Genomic DNA, 17384 nt, shown 5'->3' on the forward strand with positions numbered 1-17384 from the left:
GCAAAGCGCCCCTCACGCACCCGCCAGAGCCGACCTACCCTTGCTGCCTTCCGGCCCTGGGGGAGTTCAGTCAGATAGCGCCACGTGAGGGGCTCCGCACAGAGTACCTGATGGTGGGGGTGGGGAACGAGTTCGCGAGCACTCCTCGCCGTCATGTAATGTTTCCGGCGGAGGATTCGCCTAGAGGCCTAGGGCGCACGCTTGGAAAGCGTGTTGGGGGCAACCCCTCACGAGTTCGAATCTCGTATCCTCCGCCAGTGCCTCACCGGGCACGATGTCGAAGGGCCCCACCTTGCGGTGGGGCCCTTCGTCGTTGTCCTCAGCCCTCGTTGTCCTGGTTTTTGTCCACAGCGGGCGTTTCCGGGGTCCCCCAGATCGCGTCGGCGATCTTCCGGGCGACGCCCTTGAGCATGGCATCGGGCACGTGGAGGTACCTCGCCCGCATGCTCGCGGAGGTGCCCGGCTCCCACCCCATGATCTGATCGATGACGCGGGCCGGGACACCGAGCAACATGAGCACGGTGGCGGCCGTGTGCCGGGCGTCGTGCAGCCGGGCGTTCCGGACCCCCGCGTCTTCCAGCAGCCGCTTCCAGTCGTGATAGTCCGTGTTCGGGCTCAGCGGGCCACCGAGCGGCTTTGTGAACACGTAGTCCGACTCGGCCCATAGGCCGCCGGCCGCCTTACGCTCCCGCTCTTGCGTCTCGCGGTGCGCACGGAGCATGGCGACCAGCGGGCCGGGCAGGGGCACGGCGCGTCGGCCCGCTCGGGACTTTGTGTTCTTGGTCTCGCGCCGGACCTGCACCTTGCCGGGGCAGTACCCCGCCTTACGGCCGCACGGGGAGGCTTCCGGGCACCCGTGCTCGTACCGGGGGCGCAGACGGTTCCGGCGCAGTTTCAGGTACTCGTTGGTGAGGTCGACGTCAGACCAGCGCAGTCCGAGCGTCTCGCCCTGCCGCAGTCCGAGCGCGAGCGCGAGCATCCAACGGGCGCTGTTCCGGCGCTTGTTGGCTTCGAGCAACAGGCACTGAACCTCTTCCACCGAGTAAGGCTCAACCTCGGATTCGTCCTCTTCCATCCGGGGCGGCTTCGCCAGTGCGGCGGCATTCTTCGCCGCGTAGCCGCGCCGTACCGCCTCCCCCAGTGCGGTGCGGGCGGTCCGGTGGGCCTGGTGAGCCGTACCCGCCTTGCGTTCCCCGTTCGCCTGCATACGGCGGTACAGGCTCTCCAGGTGCTCGGGCTGCAAACGGTCAAGGCGATGCTTGCCGACACCGGGCACAAGGTGCACGCGAACGGCGACCTCGTAGCCGTCATACGTGTTCTCGCTGACCGTCGGCTTGACGATGTTCTCAACCCAGTGCTGAAGCCACTTCTCAACCGTCCACGCCTTGCCCGGCTGTTGCGCCGAACCCCCGTCGCGCTGCTTCTCCAGCTTTTTGACTTCCTCAACCAGGTCATCGCGCGTCTTGCGCGTGAGGTGGCGGCGGTAGGGCTCCCCGTTGTCCTTGTAGCCCATCGGGACGCGAGCGTGCCAACGACCATCCGCCCCGAGGTAGATGGCCGATTCGCCGTTGGCACGGCGGGTGCCCTTCTTCTTCTCTGCCACAGGCAGGCTCCTGTTTCTTGGTGTCGGGATGGGGACCGGGGCGGCGGGTTGTCCTTGTCCGGGAGCCGCCGCCCCGGGCGGCGTTAAGCGGCGCGTTGGGCTGCGCGGAGACGGGCGACGTACGCGGCCGGGGCGTCGGCGGGGACGCGGCGCAGACGGCCGACAGGTACGGACTCCAGCTCTCCGGAGCGGATGAGCGCGTAGCACATCGTCCGGCCGATGCGGAGGCGGCGGGCGGCCTCTTCGACCTTGAGGAGAACCAACGTGGGGTCGTCGTCGGTGGGCGCCGGGGTTCCGTGGTCGTTCAAGATTCGCTCCCTTGGCGGGTCAGGGTTCATGGAGAGCGCCGCCACAGAAACCACGAAATACACAGAAACCTGGGATCGCGGCTCTGACCTGCGGCGATACTGTGCGGTGGCCGCTACCACAGAAATCGCCGTAGGTCCCACAGAAATTAAGGGGGCAGGCCCGGGGCGGTCGGTCGGGCTTATTTCTGTGGCTTCTCTGCGGGTTTCTGTGGCAGGGAGCCGCGCGCCCCTGACATGTCTGTCTGTGCAGGTCAGGGGCGCACGGCGGGTATTTCTGTGATTCTGTGGTTTCTGCGGACGGGCTCAGGTGGTCGGGTCGGTCAGCCGGGGGTGTACCAGGTAGCGCGGCGAGGGCGGCCGGCCGCGACCTCCGGTGCGGACGATGGGTTGTGCCCGCACGTAACCGTGGTCTTCCAGCAGGGTCAGCGTCGGGTCCAAGTCCGCAGCGGTGGGGAACTCCGAGCGGGAGAGCTTGACCATCAGGTCGCGCTTACTGACTTCGGTCCACCGGTGGGTGCGCAGCGCTTCCAGGACGCTTTGAGCACGCGCGGTGGTGTTGTCGGCTCCCATGACGTCGAACGCGGCAAGGGCATGGGCGGTGTAGTACTCGCCCAACTCGATGGCCGCGCTCATCGTGTCTTCGGTGACCGGGTGGGCGTAGCCGTTGCCGCCGTGTTCGGCGAGGTGCAGCAGTGCGGCCATGCGGGCGGTCGCCCCGGCAAGTTTTCCGGCCCAGTTGGAGATGTGGCCCAGCTTGCCGCCGCGTGCCTTGAGCTGTGGTTCGATGCGCTTCTGATAGGCGATCAGGGCCGCGTCCGCGTCCGGGCTGAGCTGGATGACGGCCGGGTCGGTCCACTCCGCCAGGGACAGGGTGAGGTCGATGACCCGGGTGGTGTAGGCGGCGGCCGTCTCCTGCGGTACCGGGTCAGTGATGATCTCGCGGTCGCCGACCGTGGACACCGGCAGGGAGTACAGGAAGCGGGCGAGCAGTCCGCGTCCCTCGAACCCCTTGACCTTGCCGATGTCCCTCAGGACGTCCGGCTGTACGGCGAGGCCGATGGTCAGGGCGGGGGTGTCGATGTACTCGCGGCGGGTCTGGCGGTTGACCCTCAGCCGGTCCCCGGCATGCCCCTTGAGGAAGACTTCCATGTTGGGGGCCCCGGAGTAGCGTCCGGCGATGATGTCGAAGATGCCGCCCTCAGCGCTCATCACCGACAGCCGGCCGCCCTGTTCGGCCATGAGCGAGGTGACCGTCTCGGGTGTCGAGTCGTCCGCCAATAGGACCGGTTCGGCGGGGACGGTGAGGGTGTCGGCCGTTTGCGCGAGGCCGACGGCGGTCGCCACCATGTCATCGCGCTTGTCGCCGTCGGCGGACGCGGCCTTGGCGGCGGCCTTGTCCGCCGCTTCCTTGGCCAACCGTGCCGTCAGCTCCGCTTCCACGATCACGGGCTTCATAGCCGTCTTGAGCTGCTTCTCCGCCTCATAGAGGGGGTTGGTCAGCAGCGCAAAGACGGCCGACTTGCGGTTCGCGGGCGGGAGTGCGACCACCGTGTAGAGGTTGGTGGGCTCACGCCAGTTGCCGCGGACGTGGACCACGGACCGACCGCCGGCCGCCGTGGCGAGCGTGGAGAGGGCGATGGACCCGGGGAGGTCAACTGGAGTCTGTGTCTCCTCCGCGACGGCCGCCACGAACTCCCCGAGCCAGGAGGGGAAGACGTGTGCGGGGAACGGCGGACGCTCGCGGCGGCCGGTGAGGGGAACGGGGTCCTCCCATGCCTCTGGTGCCGTGTCGTCCTCGCCGGAGGGTTGTTCCAGGGTGGGCAGTCCGGCCCACAGGTCGGGGCTGTCCACAGGCTGTGTGGTCATGAGGCCGCCCTCCCTTCGGCGGTGGTGGTGTGGGGGCAGACGCCGGCACGGACGCGGGCAGTCAGCCTGGCAACGGCGGCGCGGCCACGGGCGCGTTCGTGAAGCCCGCAGGCACACAGCCAGTCGGCAACGGCCATGCCCTCGCACTGGGTGTGCAGGCCCGGTTGGATGCCGGTGACGGTGACCGTCTGCGGGTCAGAACTAAGGGCAGAAAGGACGCCCTTGCGGGCGACGCCCTTCGGTTCGCCCACGGCCGGCCGTGGCGGGCCCTGTACGGCGTCCTGAGGGTCGTTCGCGGGGGTTCGTGATGCTTTGTTCATGCCGCGCACCCCGATGCCGTCTCAAGGCCGTTGGTGACTGCGCGGCGGGCGTAGGTCTCCGGAACGCCCACACAGACGGCGGCGGTCACGATCTCCTCGCCGATCGCTGCGAGTCCGCAGGGACCGGGGCATCCGGTGTGCTGGGCGGCGAGGAACCGGGCGACGCCGAACGCCTGTGATCCGGCGCCGGATTCGGTGCGGGCCCGTACGAGGGCGAGGCCGCGTTCGAGGCCGGTGCGGACGTAGCGCTCGGTGTGGCGGCACCCGGTGGCCACGGCCCGGTCCCAGGTGGCGCGCGCTGAGACAGAAGAGACCACCCCGCGCCGCGCGGGGGTGGTGTCTTCCTTCACCACCAGGGCGCGCACGGCCTCCGGCAGAGCGGCCATACGGCCAGTCCCCGGTTCCAGCCAACGCACGTACTGCATCAGCGACTTGACGTCGACACCCGGAAGCACGGCGTTCGACGACGGCATGGCGCCCCGGTACAGCCAGTGCTCACCCCGCGTCGTCTGCACCGTGCGCGTGGCGGGCAGAGTCGCGCGGGCCCAGTCGACGGCCGCCGCGTTGTCCAGGTCGACCACGGTCAGCCCGGCCCCGCCAGGGTGGTAGGCGACCGCCACCGCCTCATGCCACGCCGACGCCCACACGGGCGAGGCGAGGACGTCCGGGTCAGTGGTCGCGGCGGCCCACGCGTGACACGGGGCGGGGCACCGGCAGGGGCCCGCCACCTTCATGTTGGGCCGCCCCCCGCACCGGGGCGGGCGGCCCGCGCAGGTGCGGCAGTTACCGAACGGCACCTTGCCCTGCCGCAGGGGCAGGACCGAGACACCGGCCGCCGCGAGTCGGAGCGCGGTGCGCAGGTGGTTCCCGTCTGGATGATCCCCGTCGACGGAACGTCGGGGCTGGCAGTCAGGTGTCATGCTGTAGGTCTCCTGTTCTGCAACGTCGGGATTGGGAGACCGAGGGCGGCGGGTTGTCCTTGTCCGGGAGCCGCCGCCCTCGGGCGTAGCTACTGGCAGTCGGTGAGCGTGTGCGCGTACTGCTGGCGGACGTAGGCACGCGGGTCGCAGATGACACCCGGCTGGTCCATGTCGAGCAGGAACACGGCCGCCGCGTGCGCGGTCTCGGTGGCGTCCGTGACATCGGGCTCGTCAAGCAAGGCGATGCGGTCGAGCAGGGCGGCCTTGCGTAGGTAGAACTCCCGGTCCAGCTCGGTGTAGCACTCGGCATCGGCGAGGCTGTGGGAGATCCACCCGATCTCGCTGTTGATGCTGGGGGCGCCCGCGTACGCCTGCTCGGGGGCGGGCCAGTCCTCGGGGTCGGGGCGATGATCGGCGGTGAGGTAGAGGCGGGTGCGCTTACCGTCTCGGGTCGGGTACCGGCGCACGTCACCGGTGGCGAACGTGGTGGTGAGTGCGATGGTGACGCGGTCAGTGTCGGCGGGGTCGCAGATGACGCGGATCTCGAACACGGGGGCTCCTGTCAGCCGTGGAAGTGGTTGCGCTTGATCACGGCCTTGCGGATGTTGACCGTGGTGGCGCCCTGGTGGCCGCTCGCGCTGAAGATCTGCACGGCGATCCAGCCGCCGAAGATGACGGCGGCGAGGATGATGAGCTGCTGCACGAGCGCGGCGAGCGCGGCGATGAACGAGGTGAGCAGGAGCAGTCCGCCGCACACTGCAAGGAAGCCGACGCCTCCGAGGGCGACGTTCACCGCTGCCCGCGAGACGGGCGGCTTGGCCGTGACCGGTTCCGGGCGGGCGGGTTCGATGGCGTAGCCGGTGACGACGCGGCCGTCGGGGAGGACGATGCTCGCCACGGCCGGGACGTGGCCCGGCTGCATCGGCACAAGCGGCGCCGCCATCGGCACGGCGGGCGTGATCGGGGTGGGGTGGTGGACCTCGATGGCCCGCTCTACGGCCGTGCGGCTGGGGTGGTCGGGGTGCATGTGGAATCCCTTCCGGAGGTGGGTCAGGGAGGCAGCGGCACCCCCTTGGGGGTGCGTGTGGAGGGGGTTTCTGGGGTGCTGATCTGCGGTGCCTCCCTGACTCCCTGGACGATCATTTGTGCTGGTCAGGGCCAGGGAGGTGGGTCAGGGAGGGGGTGAGGGAGTTCTCCCTGTCTCCCTGACCCGCCGGGGGTTGGCTCCCTGTCGTCAGTCGGTGGAAGCGGAACCTTCGTTGTTGCGGTTGGTGAGGGCGCGGGCGACGCGTTCGCGGGCGACGACCATGACGCCGTCGGACTTGTACGGTTCGGCGCCGGCGTCGTCCAGGACGCGCTTGAGGTCGATGAACGACCAGCTGCCGTAGGCGTCCGTGTTCCGTGTGGCGAGCCGCGCGAGGACGTCTTTGGTCCGCACGCGGGGTGCGTCGCCGATGACGGTGGCGATGTCGGCGAGCGGGTCGTGCTCTGCGCCACGGTCGATGGCGTGCAGGGTGGTGACGCCGTCCCGGATCGCCTTGGCGCGGTCGGTGATGGCTTCGGCGGCGTCGTCGTCGATGTAGTGCGTGCGCACGGTGATGGACGACTGTCCGGCCGGGATGGTGATGCCGTCGGAGGCGACGACCAGGGTTCCCCGGTCCAGGCCCGGACGCAGCAGGTTCGGAGCCGCCCCGCCGTCGACCGCCTTGTCCCCCAGGGCCATGCGGGCCTGGGACTCGGTGCCAAGGGCGAGGGAGGCGCGGGTGTGGGCGCCCTCGCGGACCAGCTTGGGCAGGTTCTCGTTGGTCGGGTCCTGGGTGCCCTGCCACATCAGCACGTTCACGGCCCGCCCCTGGTTGTGGATCTTCCGGACGGCCATGAAGTACCGGGAGTTGGCCTTCGCGCCGCCGTAGGGGCGCTTGTCGTCGTCCTTGGCCGGGCACATGAACGCCACCTGCGCCTCGTCGACCAGGACGATCAGCGGCGGGAACACGGTGCCGGGCGGGGCCTGGATACGGCGGTTCATCTCGTCCACCGCGCCTTCGACCATCTCGGTCACCTGGATCACGTGCTCGTCCGTGGGGCCCTGGATCAGGGTCGTGGCGAGGCCGTCGAACATGGCCCAGTCACCCACGCCCTTGAGGTCACCCATGAGGAACTGCACCGACTTGTCCAGCGAGAGCCACAGGGCCAGGGAGCGCAGGGCCACGGTCTTGCCCTGGTTCGACAGGCCCGTGATGAGCAGGTGGCGCTGGTAGAGGCTCAGGGCGGCGGCGTCGCCGCGCAGGTCCTGCCCCCACGGTGCCTTGCCCGTCTTGTAGTTGGCGGTCAGCGTGGCGTCGGTGGTCAGCGGGGACGGGCCGATCGGCTCATCCAGCGCACCACTGTCGGCGATCCACAGCCGCACGGTGCGGGCGGCCTGCGGGATGGTGATGAACACCTCGTGCTCATGCCGGGTGAGGTTCTCCGCGAGCTTGCGGCGCTTGCTCTGCACCTCGTTGGTGGAGACGCCGGAGGGGAGGGTGACGTCGACTTCGACGCCGCATCCGGCGATCCGGATCGGACCCAGCATCGAGGCGCCGGCATCGCCCATCTCCTTGATGGCCCGCGCCAGAGCCGGGACGCCCAGATCGCGCAGGGCCTTGACCACAATCGACGGAGTGATCGGCTCACCCTCACTCGACCGGATATTGGCCGGCAGGGCCCAGTTCGGTGCGGCCTGCTGCTTGCAGCCCACCGACCACAGGGCGAGCAGCGCGAGGAACGGGCCGACGCTGATCAGCGGACCCCACACCACCTGAACGATGGTGATCATCAGGGCGATGAACTCGATGACCGCCGACAGCGGAGTGACGACGTCGGTGATGTCCTTGTTGGCGATGGCCATGACGACCCCGAGGGCGACCAGACCGCCTATGCCCATGCCGGTGCCGACCAGGGCGCCCTTGGCCGCGTCCACAGGCGAGTGCAGCAGATCCATACGGCGCCGATGGCGGGCGTCACGGAAGCGCTGCAACCGCTCCTCCCACTCCTGCGCCACCTCATAGTTCCCCGCGGCCTCAGCCGCACGCAGCATCCGCTCGTAGCGGGCACCGGTACGGCCGTCCCAGGTACGACGCACCACGATCCGACCCCCGTTGAACGTGTAGAGGCTGTGCCGCGCCATCGCCCGCGCGGACGCCTTCGTGTGCTCGTGCGTGACCGCCGTCTTCACGGCACGCCCCGAGCGCACCCACAGCGGAACGGGCTTGGCGGGCGCGGGGTCGGGGACCACGGTCAGCGTGGTCACGGTCTCGGTCGTGGTGTTGGCGGGCGGATCGGTCTTCTTGTGCAGGTGAACGACGGTGTCACCCATGACAGGCAAACTCCTGACTACCCCAGTGGGGCGGGAAGTTGAGGGGGAGAGGCTGGGCGCCCCGCCCGGGTTGAGGGCGGGCGGGGCGGGAGGTTCAGGCGCTGTGACGGGCGCGGTTCTCCGCGTGGCTGAGCTGGCATGCCTCGGTACGCGGGCCGTCGATCCAGCAGAAGGGGCGCAGGGTGTCGGCGGCCGTGAAGACGCGGATCGCGGCGCCCGCCGGGGCGTTGGGGAGTGCGTAGACACGCCCGCCCTGCAATGACGCCAGGAGCCGGGCGGCGTGGTGCTCGCAGCCGTCCGCGCCCGCGTTCGTGCGGTCCAGCACGGTCACCGCGACCGGGCCGCCGCACGGCGTCGGGTCGTCCGGGTGGGCGGCAGGGCAACGAGGGTCCATGCTCACCACCACCGGGACGGCTTCTTGGGCACGAGGTAGGGGTGGCCGTTGATCATGTGGTCCACGCACTGCGGGCAGTCCTCCCGGGGCCCGAGCTTGCGGTGGATACGCGAGTCGTGGGCGTGTTGCCAGCACTGCGGGCACTCACCCGGAGGCGTCTGGATGCCGGGCATGGTCACCACCACCCCGACGACTTCTTGGCCGCCTTCGCGGTAGCGGCCTCGTTCACGACCCGCTGACGCTCGGTGTGCAGGGCGGCGATCTCCGCGACCAGCCGCGTTTCCGCGCTCTGCCACGCGGTCTCAATACACCGCTCGGCCTGTCCGGTGCTGCGGCCCCGGACGACGCGGTAGGAGCCGCCGACGGCGGAGGCGAGGACGGCGCGTCGCTCGTGACTGTCGAGCGGCCACAATTCGCGGTTGCGGACGGCTTCCAGCTTGCGGGTCGTCTGCCGGATCTCCCGATCCAGACGACGGGTGTCGGGCTTGCCCATGGTCACGTACTCCTCGGGGAATCGCAGAGGTCGGGGGAGGTGCAGGGCACACAGGTGCCGAGCGAGGCGGGAATGACGTATCCCGCGTCCCGGCGGCACTGTGGGCAGGTGCGGCGCGCTTGGTTGGCCTTGGCCAAAGCAGCCCACCGGGCCGGGGTCATCGGCCGGACGGGCTTGGCGCGGTCGATGCGGTAGAGGAAGGCGACCAACGGTGGACGCTTGCGTCGGGGCCGCTCGACCTGTGCCGCCACCCCCTGGCCACCCGGACGCAGCCCGAGGGCGCGGAGCTGGCGGTAGGTGGCGTAGCCGTCCGGGGCGAGGCGCCACCGGAACACCGGCAGTACCCCCATCACGCGGCCTCAGCCGCGGCGGCGCGTTCGGCGAGGATCGTGTCCCGCAGGGACCGGGCGTTCGCGGGCGATGTGTGGATCGCGCGGCGGATGCCTTCGCCGGTCACCTTCGCGTCCGGCCAATCGGCCGTTGCTGCCCGCGCTTCGGCGAGCAACTGTTCCGGCGTGCGCTTCGGTCGATTCGACTTCGCCACCGCCGGGACACGGCCGGTGGCGCGGCGCGGTCGGGTCGACTCAGCGGCCGCCGCGCGGTGCTCGATCGAGGCGACCGGAGCGGTGCCGGCCGGTGGGAGTGGCTTGAGCGGCATCGACTTGCCCAGGTCGACTGCGACTGGATCGGGCAGGGTCAGCCGGGTCAGCGTCACCACCGGGTCGGGGGTCGATTCGGGCAGGTCAGCCGTAGACCGTTTCCTCTCGGTCTCAGTGGATTCCTCCGCATTTGCGGTCGGGGTGGGATCGAGGGCGATCCGCCCGAACATCGCGGCGAGCGCGGCGTCCGCACCGGCAGTGACGCGGTCGCGCTGGACGTTCAGCAGCCTCGATCCGAGCGCTACGTCCCCGACCCCGACTTTGCGGGCCAGCCGCCACGATGCCCGGTCCGAACGCTTCCGCACCCGACTGGTCGGGTGATGTGCGGCGCGGGCGCGGTGGTAGGCGAGGGCCTGCACCAGATCGGCGGTGTGGCGCTCGTTCTCCGCGTCGCGGCCGTCGGTGTGCACCACGATCCGCCGGGCCAGGAACGCCATGCCCTCAGCCGAGACGGACATGCCCATCGGAGTCAGGGCGTAGATCACGGTCCGGCCCAGGTCGGGGGCGGCCATCGCTCCCATGACGGCGGCGGCGGCCGGCAGTGCCCACAGTCCGGCGCGGATGATGCGCGGGGAGGACTGTCCCAGCATGGTCAGTCCCAGCAGGACCAGGGCGAGCACAGCGGTGGCGCCCTCGCCAGCGGCGAGCGCACCGAGTGCGGTGCCCTTGCCGTAGGCGTGGCCGATGTTGGAGTAGGTACCGATCCCACCGAACACGCCCGTGGCCAGCATCGGCACGAACGCAGCCGTCAGCACGCTGGTCTGAACCCTGGTCAGCGACTTGCGGGTCTCACTCATGCCGCTTCCCCCGTCCCCGCCCGGTGGGCACGAACGGCGCGCAGGAACGGCACCGTGCGGGTCAGCGCGTCGGCGTACAGGGCGTCCCAACCAGCGATCTCGTCACCGGCCTCCGCGTCCGCCCGCAGGTCGGCGAGGATGTCACGGGCCGCGTCCTCACGGGCGGCCCGCTCGCCGTCCGTCTCGGACTCCAGCGGGCCCCGGAACAGGTCGACGTCGATACCGAGCGCCAGTTCCGCGAACTCGAAGTCGCCGTACGCTTCCTGGCCGGCGACGAACATGCGCATGCGCATGGTGGATCTCTCCTCTGATGCGTCGGGATAGGGAGACCGGAAGCGACGCGTTGTCCTTGTCCGGGAGCGCGCCGCACCGGCAATCAGGGCCAACACCGCAGGAAGCGGCGGGCCAGCGCCCCGGGCGGAATCTGATTCCGCGCCCTCGCGGCTGGTTGCCGGGGCTGTCGAAGTGGAATCGAGGACTTCACCGGCTGCCATCGCACGGCCGCCCGGTCCCGACCCTCGAACTGTCGGGGCACCCTGTTCGCACTACTCGGTGCCAGCAGAACGACCACCACCCAGGGCCCCAACAGGACACCGGAGGCGGTCACCGACGGTCATCACCCGGCCGTCACGGGGGACGGGGTCAAGCCCCGTCAAGCTCACAACACTCTGTTGAGTTCTCAAGGAACCGGCGCTTCCTTTGAACCCCTTTCGAGGGCCCTCCGGGCGCTGCACGGACGGCGCACACACCCCACACTTTTGCGTGGTGTGTACTACCTACCACTCACGTTGGCAGATGGAATCCGCGCCGTCAACCCGTGGCTTTCGACTCGGACCCGCTGACCTTCTTGTGCGGTGGTGGTTCAACTGTCGCCAGACGGCGAGGATTTCGGGAGCGTGTACTTGGGGGTGCACTCGTGCACCCCTGCGCGCAAACCGTCTGTACCGCGGCCCTGACCTGCGTAGAGTGACGATGAGTCAAGCTGGTACTACGGCCGCTCTCTGGGGGTTCGATGGCAGACCGGAACGTCGGACTGGCCACGCTCATGCAGGAAGCCAACTTCTCCCACAAGTCCCTTGCTCGCGCGGTGGTCACCGCTGCTGCTCAGGCAGGTGAGGACGTCACCTGTGACCACACGTACGTGACCAGGTGGCTCAAGGGCTCCATACCGCGCGGCAATATGCCGCAGTTCATTGCCGACGCAATCGGGCGCAAGGTGGGGCGTCGCCTCACGATCGATGACATCGGGATGGGCGACGCCGCAGTGTCCGCCGTGCAGCCTGAGTTGGGGCTTGACTTCGCGGACAGGCCGGAGAGCACGGCCAAGACCGTGGCCGACCTCTGGCGGGCCGACCTTGCCGACGCTGAGACGCTGGTTCGGGCCCTGCCCGATTCTGCGGCTTGGAACACCGCGTCCCTCCGCTGGATCGTGGCCCCTCCGGACGGAGAGCTGACGCGGACGGGCAATCGGGCGGTCGGCGCGGTGGACGTGGACATGGTGCGCTCGACAGCCGACGCGTTCAGCATGCTCGACGGCAAGTTCGGCGGTGGCCATGCCCGGCGGGCGCTCATTCAGTACCTGCACACGGATGTCCGGCCGATGCTCGATGGGAAGTACTCCGACGACGTGGGCAGGCAACTGCACTCAGCCGTGGCGGAAGCGCTCCTACTCGCCGGTTGGATGTCGTACGACAGCGGCCTTCACGGCATCGCTCAGCGGTACCTCATCCAGGCGCTGCGCATGACGCAAGCGGCTGGTGACAGGCTTCTCGGTGGAAGCATCCTGTCGGCCATGAGCCATCAGGCCACGTTCCTGGGGCGGTACCAGGACGCTGCGACGCTCGCCCGTGCCGCGTACACCGGGCCCGGTCTTGCCCTGGGGCCGACCATGGCCGCACAGTTCCGCGCGATGGAAGCGCGGGCACTCGCCCGACTCGGGGATGAGCGGGGCTGTGACCTCGCCCTTGTTGAGGCGGAACTCAAGCTCAGCCAGCGGACGGCCGACAGTGACCCGCCGTACATCGCGTACTTCGACGAAGTGGAGCTTGCAGCCGAGATAGGCCACTGCTTCCGCGACCTGGGGCGCTCCGTTGAAGCCGCGGAGCGGGGCGCCGGCTCCATCTTCGGCGATGGCCTGAACAACCGGAGCGACTTCTTCGCAACGATGGTTCAGGCTGAGGCGTACCTCAACCAAGGGGAGATCGGATGCGGATTCGATATCGCGCTGAGCGCCCTGCAACTCGGCGAAGGGTTGAAGTCGGCACGTTGCGTTCAGTACGTCCGAGAGTTCCAGGGGCGAGTCACGGACAGAATGAAGCGGACTGCGGATTTTCGTGACTTCACGGACCGGGCAGGCAGCTTTCGACTCTGGCAGGACCCGACGTGACCCTTCCGCAACTCAGCACTCCGAGCGAAGTACTGGGACGGCATCCCTCCCTGGCTGAAGACAGTGGCGGTGCAGTTCGCATATGCCCCCCCGCACGCCAACAACTGCTCATACACCCTCGACCACGAATGAGACGAATACCTCCCCCATCTGTGGTCAGGCCCCTTGAGGGTCTACTGTAGGAGACAGGGCCACACGCTGGCAGCGAAATGAATCCGCCTCCCCCGCTCCTGAGCAGATATAGGGATAGACTGAAGATGACTGCTCCCTCTGTCGAGGCATTCGAATTTGACGTCGCCCTCTCCTTCGCTGGAGAAGATAGACACTACGTGCAAGGAATCGCCGAGCTTCTCAAACGAAGAGGGGTGCGGATTTTCTACGATGAATATGTTGCGGCCCACTTGTGGGGGCAGGACCTGTACGCAACCCTGGATGAGGTGTATAGGAAGCGCGCGCGATTCGCCATCATTTTCGTATCTCGTCACTACGTCAGTAAGCCCTGGACCCAACATGAGCGTATGAGTGCGCAAGCGCGGGCGGTGATCAATGTGGACCCATACTTGCTTCCCGTAAGAATTGACGACAGCGAGCTTCCGGGCTTGCGCCCTACCATCGGATACATTGACGCTCGAACTACGTCGCAAGAGCAGCTAGTGGACCTCATTAAGCAGAAGCTTTCGAGCGTCCGGGGCGAGGTGACAACGGAGCCAGCCGCATTCCGCGTACCCCGCACCACTGAACAGCAGCGAGAGCTTCTTGCTCAGAGACCGCCGGCGTGGGAGTACCTTCTCTTCGGCGGCGTGCTTTGGCAGCGCCGTGAGGCATTGGAAGAAAAGTGGCGGGACCACGAATTGGGCTACGCTGGTCGCACAGGCCAGCACTATTCCAATGAGCAAGTGTTCACGTTTCTCAGTAATTCACTAAATGATCTATCGGGCGGCCCCCAGAGTATCGAAAGGATGCTGAGCCTCGAAGTACAGGAACGTGCTTTCGGCGCCCCAGGGGAACCCGGAAACCCTGAGCTTATTGAGCACATCGCCAAGCGCATCGTAGGGGCCTACGAGCAAATGATGGACGTTGCTGCTGAACTAAGGGGAGCTGGCGTGCCAGAAGAGCTAAGCGACGTCATGGAGGCAACGGCTCGTCTGACGGATCACCCTCTAGAACAGATCAGAGATTTCATTGATCAGATCGTGGCAGAATTGGATACCGTTCCAGAGCGGATCGCCCGTGGCGAAGAGCTGCAGATTTCGATGGACCTAATCATGGCCATTGATGAAGCAGCACTGAGATATCAAGCTGAGGTGTTGGAGCAGGCTAGGCGACGTCTCGACTTGTAAGTGACGAGGGTCGCCTTTCCCAAGGAGGGCACCTAGAAAGGCGCCCAGTCTCGGCGAGAGCCACCCGAGCGTAGGGTTTGCACCCGTTTCTCAACTTCCTCGGCTGCGCGGGGATTGGTGCCGACGTTCTGCGAGAGCCACGTGACCATTAGCAGTTCGCGGATGCTCCGGAGGACGGCGTACCCGGGCCATTCTCTCACGTCGAATCCATATCCCGTGACAAAATCAGCGTACTCGGCTTCTGTGTGCCAACCGAAGCTGTCATAGTACATGGCGGTCTGCATTAGGTCCCACTCTCGGGGGCCCGTGACGAACCCGTCCAGGTCGATGACCTTTGGATGACCGATCTCGTCACGCAGGACATTTCCGACGTTGAAGTCACCGTGCAGGTGACCCGCCGGAAGCACGAACCGGAGACGACCGTACTCGGCCGCCAAATCGTCAGCCATGGACCGAAGAAACGCGCGGGTGGCGTCCGGAATGGCGGCACGCTTCAAACGCCGCCCGACCTTGTCGAAAGGCTGAAGGGGCGGGAGCGAAAAAGTCGGCGGCTTCAATTCGTGAAGCCGCCGCAGCAGTACGCCCATTTCTCCCGTACTCGCATACGTGTCACCGTCGGCGAGACCTTCCCAGAAAGTCACCGGGTGTCCCTGAATGACGACGGGCTGTTCAGCCGTCGTGACGAGCCGCGCCGCCGGATATTCCTCAGTCGCGAGCCATTCAGCGACAGCCACCTCCCTCCGCACGGAGGTGAGCCGATCGGGACTGCGGCCGACCCGGGAGACGATACGGCCGCCGTCCACGCGGAACACCGCATGGTCGCCGAACCGCAGCATCTCGATTCCGTCCGGGTCCACGTCCGCGACCTCGCATGCCTTACGCAGGATGGCGCCAGCCGCGTCAGCGTTGAATTCAGTGCGTTCGGTCGTCGTCATGCCGTCTGAGTCCCCCGTCCGGCCGGCAACGCACGTACTTCCCGCCCGCGCTCGGCACCTTTACCGATGAGACCTTGTCCCTCCATCTGCGCGATGGCGGAGCGCACGGCGGTACGGGACGCGCCGAACCGCTCGCACAACTCCTTCTCGGTGGGGAAGCGGTCGCCCACCTTCACCCCCTCGCCGCGCAGCAAGTCGGTTACCCGGTCGACCAACGGCCGACGGTCGCCAGTCCCTGCTACGAACCACCCAGCCCCCTGCACGGACTCGATCAGGCCGTCAGCCTTGAGTGCCGCAAGCGCCCGCTCGATAGTGCTGCGGCTCACGCCGTACTCGCTCACGAGTGCCGACTGAGACGGCAGCACCTCAGTGATCTCGCCGTCCCTGATCTTCTCGCGGAGGGATTCCGAGACCTCCAGGTACGTACCTCGCGGACTGCCCTGCGGCACGTGGGCTCCCCTTCCTCGACCTCGGCGGTGGCCCAGTGGGCACCTAATGGAAACAAGGTTGCCATGCCCGTGCCACCGACCGATGGGCTCGCCTACCCTGCGTCGCTCGACGCCGCTCCTGTCCTCATTCGCTGGAAGACCGACGCGCCCTGTCCGCAGACGGCTGCTCGCCAGCCGTCTCAGCGGCAGAACAGCCAGCCTGCTACACCCAGCCCGGCCAGCAGCAAGGGCCCATAGACGGGAGCGACGGCCCACGAGCGCACATCTGGCCAATCTGGCCAGTAGTTCACGCGGGTGCCCGCTGGCGACGCCAGAGCCGGGTTCATGGAAAATGCCGGAATGGGGCGCCCCGCCGCTACCTCGTCGTAGAGCTTACGAAAGGCTCGCTCCTGTTTGAGGTAATTGGCATCGAGCACGCCGAATACAAGTACCGCCAGGCAGCCGAGAAGCGCCACGAATGGGGACTTACTAGTGATCGCGTATCCATAAGTCACGGTTACTATCGGAAGCAGCCACGACTTGGAGGCGGACGACGCCTGCGACATACGGGTAACAACGGCCTGGATAAACGACAGATGCTGCCGACGGTCTTCGGCCCCGACAGTGCTTGCCTCGTTGAGGAGAGCAGCCTGAATCACGGCGAGGGTTCGGTTCTGGGCTTGGTCGTCTTCAGCCGCACCCATGGGCCATTGAAGTGTCATGCGATCCCCGGGCCAACGAGGCACCAGGTGAAAGTGCACATGGGGCACGGTTTGGGTAGCAGCCGCCCCGGTGGACTGAATCACGTTCAATCCATCCGGTGCGAGAGCTGAACGGATCGCACGCGCTGTCTTGAGGAGCGCTTCACCCAATTCACGGCCCTCAGCAGCAGTTAGATCAGTGAGGTCCGCAACATGACGGTTTGGCACAACTAGAGTGTGACCGCGGGTGGCTGGCTCTAGAGGAAAAAATACTGTCACCTCTTGGCTGCGGTACACCAGCCTCGCGCTGGCGTCATCCCCTGCGATAATCGCACAGAAAGGGCATGAGGCTGGATTTACCACGATCGCCTAGTCACTCCTTGACTCGACCAAATCTCCAGATTATCGCGCAGTCTGTTATAGGTCGCCTTACTGTCGATCTTCCCCGACCAATCCCGAACCGTAGGATCAAAGATCGGTACCGAGCCCACACTCTCTGCTTTCGCGAAGGGGTCGGGACCCGCGCTGTCAACACTTCCCAGGGACGAGAGCCCGTGGATGCGGATCCCCAGAAGGGGTTTCTTATCAGCCCACGCCTTCTCAATCTCATAGATAACCCATGGCCGACTTGCCGTGTACTTGCCGATCAGGACAATGACGGCCTTCTTGTATGCCATCTGGTCGTGGATCCAGTTCTTGATCGCCTGGTCTCCGCGCCTGCGCACCTGCTCCCACTCCTGGGAGTTCAACAGTGGTTGCCCCTCAAGCGCGTTGATGTTGCGAACCAGCTGTACACGGTGAACGTCTTGTTCGTAGTGGAAGCTGTAGAACACTGTCTTAGCCATGTGATCGCCGATCCGAGAGTGCCGACGTGGGTGG

19 protein-coding genes, 1 tRNA gene and 1 other RNA gene are annotated in these 17384 nt (G+C 67.2%); 3 read left to right on the plus strand and 18 right to left on the minus strand.

Annotated features, from left to right (window positions below; genetic code table 11):
- Position 1: 1 nt before the first annotated feature.
- Positions 2 to 96: signal recognition particle sRNA small type (ffs, locus tag KK483_RS16735), an RNA gene on the minus strand.
- A gap of 73 nt (positions 97 to 169) precedes the next feature.
- On the opposite strand from ffs, the gene KK483_RS16740 reads away from it, so the two are divergent.
- Positions 170 to 257 (plus strand) — tRNA-Ser (locus KK483_RS16740).
- Between the two features lie 62 nt (positions 258 to 319).
- Here the strand turns inward: KK483_RS16740 and KK483_RS16745 are convergent.
- The 13 genes from KK483_RS16745 to KK483_RS16805 form a co-directional block, all read right to left on the minus strand.
- Entirely contained in the window at positions 320 to 1603 is a 1284-nt protein-coding gene (locus tag KK483_RS16745) for a site-specific integrase (RefSeq protein WP_262006028.1), read from the minus strand.
- A gap of 83 nt (positions 1604 to 1686) precedes the next feature.
- Positions 1687 to 1911, minus strand: a complete 225-nt coding sequence (locus KK483_RS16750) for an excisionase family DNA-binding protein (protein WP_262006029.1) — start codon at positions 1909 to 1911, stop codon at positions 1687 to 1689.
- 303 nt (positions 1912 to 2214) lie between these two features.
- A complete protein-coding gene (locus KK483_RS16755) occupies positions 2215 to 3762 on the minus strand; it encodes a YfjI family protein (RefSeq protein WP_262009545.1) in 1548 nt (515 codons plus the stop codon).
- A gap of 331 nt (positions 3763 to 4093) precedes the next feature.
- Positions 4094 to 5017 carry a bifunctional DNA primase/polymerase gene (locus KK483_RS16760; RefSeq protein WP_262006030.1) on the minus strand — a complete coding sequence of 308 codons (924 nt, stop codon included), beginning with the start codon at positions 5015 to 5017 and terminating at the stop codon, positions 4094 to 4096.
- An 89-nt stretch (positions 5018 to 5106) separates the two neighbouring features.
- Positions 5107 to 5568, minus strand: a complete 462-nt coding sequence (locus KK483_RS16765; protein ID WP_262006031.1) for a hypothetical protein — start codon at positions 5566 to 5568, stop codon at positions 5107 to 5109.
- 11 nt (positions 5569 to 5579) lie between these two features.
- Positions 5580 to 6044 (minus strand): hypothetical protein, encoded by a 465-nt coding sequence (locus KK483_RS16770; RefSeq protein ID WP_262006032.1) that lies wholly within the window; start codon positions 6042 to 6044, stop codon positions 5580 to 5582.
- A 207-nt stretch (positions 6045 to 6251) separates the two neighbouring features.
- Positions 6252 to 8372 carry an FtsK/SpoIIIE domain-containing protein gene (locus tag KK483_RS16775; RefSeq protein ID WP_262006033.1) on the minus strand — a complete coding sequence of 707 codons (2121 nt, stop codon included), beginning with the start codon at positions 8370 to 8372 and terminating at the stop codon, positions 6252 to 6254.
- A 94-nt stretch (positions 8373 to 8466) separates the two neighbouring features.
- Positions 8467 to 8766 carry a hypothetical protein gene (locus KK483_RS16780; protein ID WP_262006034.1) on the minus strand — a complete coding sequence of 100 codons (300 nt, stop codon included), beginning with the start codon at positions 8764 to 8766 and terminating at the stop codon, positions 8467 to 8469.
- Positions 8767 to 8768: 2 nt separating this feature from the next.
- Positions 8769 to 8939 carry a pRL2-8 gene (locus KK483_RS16785; protein ID WP_262006035.1) on the minus strand — a complete coding sequence of 57 codons (171 nt, stop codon included), beginning with the start codon at positions 8937 to 8939 and terminating at the stop codon, positions 8769 to 8771.
- A 2-nt stretch (positions 8940 to 8941) separates the two neighbouring features.
- A complete protein-coding gene (locus KK483_RS16790; protein ID WP_262006036.1) occupies positions 8942 to 9259 on the minus strand; it encodes a hypothetical protein in 318 nt (105 codons plus the stop codon).
- Positions 9260 to 9261: 2 nt separating this feature from the next.
- Positions 9262 to 9609, minus strand: coding sequence for an RRQRL motif-containing zinc-binding protein (locus tag KK483_RS16795; protein WP_262006037.1), 348 nt, complete (start codon positions 9607 to 9609; stop codon positions 9262 to 9264).
- Positions 9609 to 10715 carry a conjugal transfer protein gene (locus KK483_RS16800; protein WP_262006038.1) on the minus strand — a complete coding sequence of 369 codons (1107 nt, stop codon included), beginning with the start codon at positions 10713 to 10715 and terminating at the stop codon, positions 9609 to 9611. Before KK483_RS16800 ends, KK483_RS16795 begins: the two co-directional genes overlap by 1 nt.
- A complete protein-coding gene (locus KK483_RS16805; RefSeq protein ID WP_262009547.1) occupies positions 10712 to 11002 on the minus strand; it encodes a hypothetical protein in 291 nt (96 codons plus the stop codon). Before KK483_RS16805 ends, KK483_RS16800 begins: the two co-directional genes overlap by 4 nt.
- A gap of 725 nt (positions 11003 to 11727) precedes the next feature.
- Here KK483_RS16805 and KK483_RS16810 point away from each other — a divergent pair.
- Complete coding sequence (locus tag KK483_RS16810; protein ID WP_262006039.1) at positions 11728 to 13101, plus strand: hypothetical protein; 1374 nt, start codon at positions 11728 to 11730, stop codon at positions 13099 to 13101.
- A 257-nt stretch (positions 13102 to 13358) separates the two neighbouring features.
- Positions 13359 to 14441, plus strand: a complete 1083-nt coding sequence (locus tag KK483_RS16815) for a toll/interleukin-1 receptor domain-containing protein (RefSeq protein ID WP_262006040.1) — start codon at positions 13359 to 13361, stop codon at positions 14439 to 14441.
- Between the two features lie 32 nt (positions 14442 to 14473).
- On the opposite strand, the gene KK483_RS16820 is transcribed toward KK483_RS16815, so the two are convergent.
- The 4 genes from KK483_RS16820 to KK483_RS16835 form a co-directional block, all read right to left on the minus strand.
- Positions 14474 to 15376 (minus strand): phosphotransferase enzyme family protein, encoded by a 903-nt coding sequence (locus KK483_RS16820; RefSeq protein WP_262006041.1) that lies wholly within the window; start codon positions 15374 to 15376, stop codon positions 14474 to 14476.
- Positions 15373 to 15825: a GntR family transcriptional regulator gene (locus KK483_RS16825; RefSeq protein ID WP_262006042.1), complete on the minus strand. Its 453-nt coding sequence runs from the start codon at positions 15823 to 15825 to the stop codon at positions 15373 to 15375. Before KK483_RS16825 ends, KK483_RS16820 begins: the two co-directional genes overlap by 4 nt.
- 179 nt (positions 15826 to 16004) lie before the next feature.
- On the minus strand, positions 16005 to 16868 hold the full coding sequence (locus KK483_RS16830; RefSeq protein ID WP_262006043.1) for an HIT family protein: 864 nt from the start codon (positions 16866 to 16868) through the stop codon (positions 16005 to 16007).
- Entirely contained in the window at positions 16862 to 17350 is a 489-nt protein-coding gene (locus KK483_RS16835) for a TIR domain-containing protein (RefSeq protein ID WP_262006044.1), read from the minus strand. The genes KK483_RS16830 and KK483_RS16835 overlap by 7 nt, the downstream gene beginning before the upstream one ends.
- Positions 17351 to 17384 lie beyond the last annotated feature (34 nt).

The organism is Streptomyces sp. FIT100, assembly GCF_024584805.1.
Classification (GTDB): domain Bacteria; phylum Actinomycetota; class Actinomycetes; order Streptomycetales; family Streptomycetaceae; genus Streptomyces.